Source organism: Streptomyces rimosus subsp. rimosus (genome assembly GCF_000720725.1).
Classification (GTDB): Bacteria; Actinomycetota; Actinomycetes; order Streptomycetales; family Streptomycetaceae; genus Streptomyces; species Streptomyces rimosus_A.
The window spans coordinates 71,275-78,793 of sequence record NZ_JOCQ01000035.1 but is presented as its reverse complement, the minus strand read 5'-3'; the positions used below and the strand labels follow the sequence as shown (position 1 = coordinate 78,793).

Genomic DNA, 7,519 nt, shown 5'->3' with positions numbered 1-7,519 from the left:
CTATCTCTCGTACCGGCTGGGCCTGCGGACCTTCTCCGCCGACGAATCCCGTACGGTCCTGGACACCACGGACGCCTTCCACCTGCCGCCGCTGCCCGGATTCGGCTACCTCAAGGTCGACACCAGCCACTACGACCGCTTCAAGGCAAGCTACGTCTCAGGCGCCTACCGCGGCCCCGTGCAACGCCCGGAGGAAGAGGGCACCGGACCCCTCGCCTTCCCCTACGACGCCTTCAACGCCACTTCCTTGAGCGAGGGTGCGGAGGCGCAGGAGCCGGCGATGCGGCGCCGGGAGATGGGACCGACCGAGCTGGGTGTCATGGTCGAGCAGCTGGCGAACGCCCCTGGCACGGTGCGCCGTATCTGGCTGCCCCCGTTGCCCGACGCGACCTGCCTCGACACGGCCGCCGGTCCTCTGGGCGTCGGCCCGCGCGGGATGCAGCTGACCAAGCGCCGCGGCCCGCTCAAGATACCCCTTGGCCTGCTCGACGACCCGACCCGGCAGTGGCAGGGTCAGTGGTACCTGGACCTCACGCCGGCGGGCGGCCACGCCGCCGTCATCGGCGGCCCGCAATCCGGCAAAACGACGCTCCTGCGTACCCTCGTCCTCTCGCTGGCGCTGACCCACACCCCGCAGGAGGTCGGCATCTACGGCCTCGACCTGGTCGGCGGCGGCCTGGCGGCACTATCGAGCCTGCCACACGTCGGCGGCATCGCGAGCCGCGCCGACCGCGAGCGCGCGGCCCGCACCGTCGATGAAGTACGGAACATGCTCGCGGCCCGCGAGGACCTCTTCCGCGAGCACGGCATCGACTCCGTCGAGCAGCTGCGCGACCTGCACGCGGCAGGCCGGCTGCCCCAGCTGGCCTCCGCTGAGATCGTGCTCGTCATCGACGGCTTCGGTGCGCTGCGCGACGACTTCGAGGCACTCGACGACGACATCGCCGACATCCTCAAACGCGGCGGCGGTTACGGCATCCACGTCGTCGCGGGCATGCTGCGCTGGAACGACGTGCGCATCGCCGTCCAGTCGAACTTCGGCACCCGCGTCGAGCTGCGGCTGAACGACCCCGGCGAGTCCAGCATCGACCACAAGCTCGCCGCGACCCTTTCACCCGACGAGCCGGGCCGCGCGCTCACCGATCGCAAACTCTTTGCGCAGGTCGCGCTGCCCCGCACGGACGGACTTGCCGACACCGCGGACCTGGGCGCTGTTCTGGAGCGTGTGGCCCGGACGGTCCGCGCCACCTGGAGCGGCGAGGTCGCCCAGCCGGTACGGGTGCTGCCACACGTTCTGGAACCCCAGCTCCTGCCGGGGCCGGTCGCCGAACCTCAGCGGGTGCCGATCGGCCTGGACCAAGCGAGGCTCGAACCCGTACTGCTCGACCTGTTCCAGCACGACCAGCACCTGCTGGTCATGGGCGACAGTGAATGCGGCAAGACCAACCTCCTCAAGGCCATCGCCGGCGGCCTCATCGAGCGTTACAGCGAGGACGAGCTGGTTTTCGCCGTCATGGACCCCCGGCGCAGCCTGCGCGGCGCGATTCCCGAGGAGTTCAACGGCGGCTACGCCTACAACGCCAAAATGTGCGCGGGTCTGGCCACCGGTATCGCCACTGTTCTGGAAAAGCGGCTACCCGATGACGCCACGAGCCCCCAGGACCTGGAACCCGGTAGCTGGGGCAGCGGCCCACGGATCGTGGTCCTCGTCGACGACTACGACGTGCTCACCACTGCCGGCCAGGAACCACTGGAACCGTTCCTTCCGTACATTCCCTCCGCTGCGGACATCGGCCTCCATTTCGTCCTGACCCGCCGCGTGGCAGGAGCCTCCCGCGGCATCTACGAACCCCTGGTGCAAGGCTTGCGCGAATCGGGATCCTCAGCGCTCCTCATGGCAGGCGACCGCAGCGAGGGCCAGCTCTTCCCCGGGGTCTATGCCTCTCAGCAGCCGGCCGGGCGCGGCATCCTCATCCGCAGAGGCACCTCGCGGGCACCTTCGCCGCCCGGCTGGCCGCCTTCGCCGATGGCTCCGCCTGGCCGCCCGAAGCCGCACGGTCGCTGGCGGTGGTGAAGACCGACGGTGTGAATCTCGCGCCCGAGCCCGCCGCCGCGCAGCCCACGGTCGACGTTCTCACCGACAAGGTCGCCGTCGTCATCCAGGACCGCCCGGTGGTCGCCATGACAGCCTGGCTCCAGGACGCATTCCGGACCGCCACAAGCGCCGAGCTGGGCCTGCAGATCGTCACCCCGGCCGGGACCACGCTCTCCCCAGCCGTACTCCACAGCCTGAGCAACTGGCCCTGCCGCTGGGTCGTACGCGACGAGCGGGACGGCTACTACGACGGGCAGTCCGGAGCCGTACTGCGCTGGCAGGACGGCATGTTCGCGCCGGTGGCGGGAGCCGACGCGACCGCCGACGATCCCCGTACGCCGGTGGCGGCCTCCTTCAAGGAGGTGACGGACACCGGGGAGCGCCAGCTCGCCGTGACGTTCCGGACGGTCCATCCCGCAGACGAGCGTCTAATCCTCGGTGGCGCGCTGGAGTCGATATGGCGCGAACTCACCGGCGAGCCCCCGGCCGGGTGGGGCACCGCGGAGCCCGCCAACCTTCCCTGGTCGCCGCGTCAGCTGACCGACATCGCCTACGAGAGGGCGCCCGAGCCGGCCTGGTTCGTGGTGGTCGGCAGCCCGGGCCGGCCGGGCCTTGCCACAGTGCGCGTCAGCCGTACGAAGGCGGGCGTGGAGGAGTACGTCACGCTCGCGTTCGGCTACGGAAGCGACGAGAAACTGCCGGTGGACTCACTGCCCGGAGCCGCAGAGATACTCGCCACCCGCCACCGCCTGCTGTCGATGCTCGTCCAGGTCCGCAGAGCCCGCCGGGACCTGGCGGTGCCGCCCCGCTTCGAGGGGCCCGGTGTCCCACTGGCCTTCGTGCTCGGCGCCGAGGAAGTCCGCCAGATGCCCGGCGACCGCGCCCGGAAGACACCGCTGTCCCAGCCACCTGTCCCCCTCGGCCCGAAGGCCCGCCCTGCGATGTACTACCCGCTGCCGGGCGACCCAACGGACCTGTCGGGCTGGCAGGACTTCGAACGCCTGATGCGGCACCTGAAAGGCACGTGAGAGCACCTAGCGGGCCGGCCGGACGCGTCATGCGTCATCCCTACCGGACACAGCGCGACGGGCGAGAATCGCCAAGCCGTTGTCACACCTTCGTCATAGCATGGGGAATGTGGATTGCAGCGACGATCCGCAGTTGATAGGCATGACCGTACCTATGATCGTCACGTCTGGCGGGGGGAGCACACGATGAAATTCGACATGGGAGCGCAGACGCTCTCGACCCTGAGGTCGAAGTCGCAGGGGTCGAGCACAGAACTGGGGACGTTGATCCATCAGCTCGTTCAGGCAGCGCAGCCGTTGGAGGGCAAGTTCAACGGCTCGGGCAAGGCGGCATTCGACTCCTTCAAGTCGCGCGCGGACGAGATCACGGCGGCGCTGAACAGCGCGCTGGCCGCGATCGTGGGCGGCCAGTCGGGCATGGAATCGGCATTCAGCTCGGGCGTCCAGGAGCAGGCCGACAACGCGCGGTCGCAGATGTCGGCCGCGAACTTCGACGCAGCCCGCTTCTCGGGCCGCTGACAGCCGCCTTCCAACGCACGTACGCAGATTTCGACGGGGAGTGATTGTGATGGCTGCTGGCATGGACCGGCGTTCGTACGACACGGGCGCCTCCGCGGAGGCGCAAGGCAATGTCCAGGCGGTGATCGGTCGTCTGGAACAGGTGATTACAGAGCGCGATGCGCAGGTGAAGGCGGCGATGGCGGACTTCGCAGCGGATGGTGTCGCGGAGGAGTACCACGGCAAAGAAATGCGCTGGAACCGCGCCTCGCAGGAAGTGCGGAGCATCATCCAGCTACTGAAGACGACTCTTGAGAAGAACGACGCGACCGCCCACCAGACACTGGCGCGCGCGAAGTCCGCGGTCGACAACATCGGCTGAACCGGTCCCCATGCGTCGGCAGGAGAAGCAGTCCTTCGCGGTGCGCCGGCGGGTGCTGGTCGAGGGGGACTGACGTCACGCAGTCGTGACGGCGGTATGACAGATGGGTATACAGGGGGCGTCCATGGCATCGTGGGACATTCAGCCGCAGGGAGTACAGGGCCAGTTGAAGGTCGTCGGTGGGCATGCCGAGGGCCTGGGGGAGGCTCTCAACACGCTGCTCACCGACCTTCAGGAGGCGGCCCGGGCGGCTGGCACGGCTGTGCCGGGCACGCAGGCCACGACACTGCCGAGCGGGCAGCCGGTGCTGACCACAGCCAAGCCGGTGGGACCGGTGGGCCCGGCTCTGTGGCAGCAGAAGGCGACGGGGCCGGTCGCCGCCGCGCTGGTCGAGTACGCGACCTGCCGCAAGGCGGACATGAAGGCGATGGCCGACCGGTGCCGGGCCGCCATTCTGGGCGCCGCCAAAGCCACCAATGAGTACGTCCAAGGTGACCTGGAGGCGGCCAAGAACGCCCAGAACGCCGCGCGAGCCGTACGGCTGGACGCTTTCAAGGACTTCGGGGGGAAGCAGAAGTGAGTGGCGCGCCGGTCGACCCGGCCGACGTACCGGTATTCACCGGTGACCTGGGCGTTCTCGAAACCACGGTGAAAGCGCTGTCGCAAGGCGGCACCAAGGTCAAAACCGCCGGCTCGGATGTCCACAAGTCCTTCGGCGGTCTGTCCGCCTTCTACCGGGCTCCCGAGGCGGAGCAGCTGTTCGGTGTCACCAAACCGGTGGCGGACAAAGCACACGACCTCAGCGACGACATGCAGGTCATCGCCAAGGCTCTGGGCACCTACGCCAGCGAGATCACGCCGCTGGTCAAGCAGCTGGAGCAGCTCAAGCGGGAGGCCGCCGACTTCCGTGCCCACGAAGCCGCCGAGGACGACTGGGACGAAGACGGTGACCTGATCGAGGAGAACCTCAACCGCCGCAACAAGATTGCCGAAGTCTGGACCGCCTTCCAGAGAGCAGAACGCGACTGCCACGGAAAAATCGTCGCGCTGGTCGGCGGCACGACGCTCAAGGTGAACGACGGCTCCAACCAGAAGGGCATGTACGGCTACAACGCCGAAGCCCTCAAGCAATCCAAGAGCCTGCCCTGGGGTGACGCGGTCGAGGAATCCGTCCCCTGGTGGCAGGTATGGGAGCACGCCGCCGACTTCGGCAAGGGCTTCATCGTCGACGGGGTATGGGGCACCATCAAGGGCCTGGGCACCCTGGTCGGCGTCGACGGCTGGGACGCCGCCGGTACGGCGTGGACCAACCTGGCCAAGCTCGCCACCGGCCTCACCATCTCGATGGTGCCCCTCGCAAGCACCATCTTCTGGACCACCTCGGACGACAAACTACCCTCCTGGCTACGGGAATCGCGCACTGCGATGAAGGAAACGGGCAAGGCCCTCTTGGCCTGGGACCAGTGGGAAACCAACGGTTCACGGGCTGCGGGCGCGGTCACCTTCAACGTCCTGTCCGCCATCGTCACCCGCGGTGGCGGCGCCGCCGTCTCGGGCGCGGGCAAGGCAGGGGTGGCGGCCAAGGCGCTGTCCGTCGCCGGCAAGGTGGGCCAGGTCGTCGACCCGATGACGTACGTGTTCAAGGGCGCAGCCGCGGGCGTGTCGAAGATCGGCGACGTGATGGCCCACCTCAAGAGCCTCGGTCACGTCGAGATCCCGAAGATCTCCGAGGGCGCCTACAGCCTGCCCGAAGGCGCCACCAAGATGCCGGACGGCACGATCCGGCTACCCAAGGACGCCGCCCTCCCAGAAGGGACGACCAGACTCCCGGACGGCAGAATCAAGCTGCCCGAAGATACGGTCACCCTCCCCCCGAATACGGTGAGAGACCCGTTCACCGGGAATTTCACGGATGACGTCGGCAATCTTTACGGCAAGAACGGCAACCTCCTCCAGCACGCCAAGGACGCCCCCCAGGGCAAGCCCGCCGCACCCGCCACCGGCGCGGACAACCCGCGGGTCGATATCCCGGCCCACCAGAAGCAGCTGGTCCTGGCCGGCGTCGGAGGGCGGGGGGACGACGTCATTCGTGTCGGCTCGGATGTTTCCGATCCGGTGCGCGCCGGCGACAAGGCGGGTCACGATGGCACTAGCGCTGGTGGCAACGCAGGCAACCACCCCATCGGCGGCAGGGCCGACAACATGCCCACCAACAGCCATACCCCGGCCGGTGACGGAGGCAATGCCCACCCCCCGAGCACCGGAGAGTTGGACAACTCCACAAGCGGCATCGTCCACACCACCGAATCAGGTGGCACGGGTAGCAATGGCCACGGCTCTGGCGCCGACCCATCAGTCCCGCACCCGGGCGACGGACCCGCCGACACCAGTGGTGGGCACGACTTGCCAGATGGATCCCACGTAACGACGGTGCCTCCCGAGCACTTCGCCTCGGACGGAACGCCGTATGTGGACGAACCGCAGCCCAAAGCTGGTGAGGCGTACGACGCGATCCGCGCCAATGACGGGGACACCGTACCGATAGCCGAGAACACGGGTATCACCAAGGATGTACTGGACCGAGTGAAGCAGCACCTATTCTTCACCGTGCACCAAGACTTTCCTGTCGGGCCGGGACAGGTCCGGAACGGACGAGTGGCGCCCATGGCGCATGTCGCTGATCTCTGGCAGAGGGCTGAGCGGGGAGAGCTTGACGAAGCGGGCCAAGTCGCCTTCAGGAGACTGATGATCCACGAAGGCGTCGAAAGCGTTCTTATGACCGAGGGCATGCCGTACAGGGCAATGAACTATGACTCTGAAGGAGTCAACTGGTTCACCCGGGAACACTATGGTGCGCACGAGATCTCGCCGCACGAGACACATAGCAACCCCTATGTGGCATGGCGCAGGCTGGGTATGGATCCTCCTCCGTTCGAGCTCCTGCCTGATCTGTCAAACTTGGACGACCTTATTCAGTACATCCGGAGGAACAAACCATGAGGACGGCTTCGGCGCTAGCTCTTGCAGAGAGGCTCGAACAAGTCGACTGGGTAGGCTCGTTCGATCGGACCCGTTCGCGTGTGGCGCTCATGCGAGAGTTCATGCGGCGATCTGCTCTGTGGGCCCTGGAGACGAGGTGCGACGAGTGGCCGTTCTTCGACATCGCCGGCCATATCGATCCCGCGGCTCGGATCGATACCGACATTGTGAGCGTCATCGGCGGCAAGACCGGTCTGCAACAACCGGTAATCGTTGACACCATCGAGTGGGCTCTCAATTTCGCCGTGCTTTCGGACATCCGCGCAGACCTTGCGAACCTTCCATCGCCCTTCGAGCCGCTTGTGCAAATGTATGAACGGGGTGGGACATTCAATCTGGATGCCTCTGGCCACATTGAGGTGGATACCGCCGCCATTCCCAAGGGCAGCATCGAGCAAGCGCTTGAGCGGCCCCCACTCAACATGGATGAGAAGAGCCTGAATTCTCTAGACGAAAGGTGATCCCGGCTGCTGGCAA

At 67.1% G+C, this 7,519-nt stretch carries 6 protein-coding genes and 1 pseudogene; all 7 read left to right on the top strand.

Annotated elements, in window-relative coordinates:
• Window positions 1–2,074, top strand: a 2,074-nt coding sequence (gene eccCb / locus IH45_RS0119650) for a type VII secretion protein EccCb (protein WP_078897662.1), incomplete at its 5' end; no start/stop codon positions are given.
• A pseudogene (locus IH45_RS0119645) lies at window positions 1,987–3,123 on the top strand (DUF6177 family protein); the annotation flags it as partial. The gene eccCb and the pseudogene IH45_RS0119645, both read left to right, overlap by 88 nt.
• A gap of 186 nt (window positions 3,124–3,309) precedes the next feature.
• Complete coding sequence (locus tag IH45_RS0119640) at window positions 3,310–3,642, top strand: hypothetical protein (protein WP_030669632.1); 333 nt, start codon at window positions 3,310–3,312, stop codon at window positions 3,640–3,642.
• A gap of 49 nt (window positions 3,643–3,691) precedes the next feature.
• Window positions 3,692–4,003: a pore-forming ESAT-6 family protein gene (locus IH45_RS0119635; RefSeq protein ID WP_030669629.1), complete on the top strand. Its 312-nt coding sequence runs from the start codon at window positions 3,692–3,694 to the stop codon at window positions 4,001–4,003.
• Window positions 4,004–4,127: 124 nt separating this feature from the next.
• Window positions 4,128–4,583: a DUF6507 family protein gene (locus IH45_RS0119630; RefSeq protein ID WP_030669626.1), complete on the top strand. Its 456-nt coding sequence runs from the start codon at window positions 4,128–4,130 to the stop codon at window positions 4,581–4,583.
• Complete coding sequence (locus tag IH45_RS0119625) at window positions 4,580–7,003, top strand: hypothetical protein (protein ID WP_050514986.1); 2,424 nt, start codon at window positions 4,580–4,582, stop codon at window positions 7,001–7,003. Before IH45_RS0119630 ends, IH45_RS0119625 begins: the two co-directional genes overlap by 4 nt.
• A complete protein-coding gene (locus IH45_RS0119620) occupies window positions 7,000–7,503 on the top strand; it encodes a hypothetical protein (protein WP_030669620.1) in 504 nt (167 codons plus the stop codon). Before IH45_RS0119625 ends, IH45_RS0119620 begins: the two co-directional genes overlap by 4 nt.
• Window positions 7,504–7,519 lie beyond the last annotated feature (16 nt).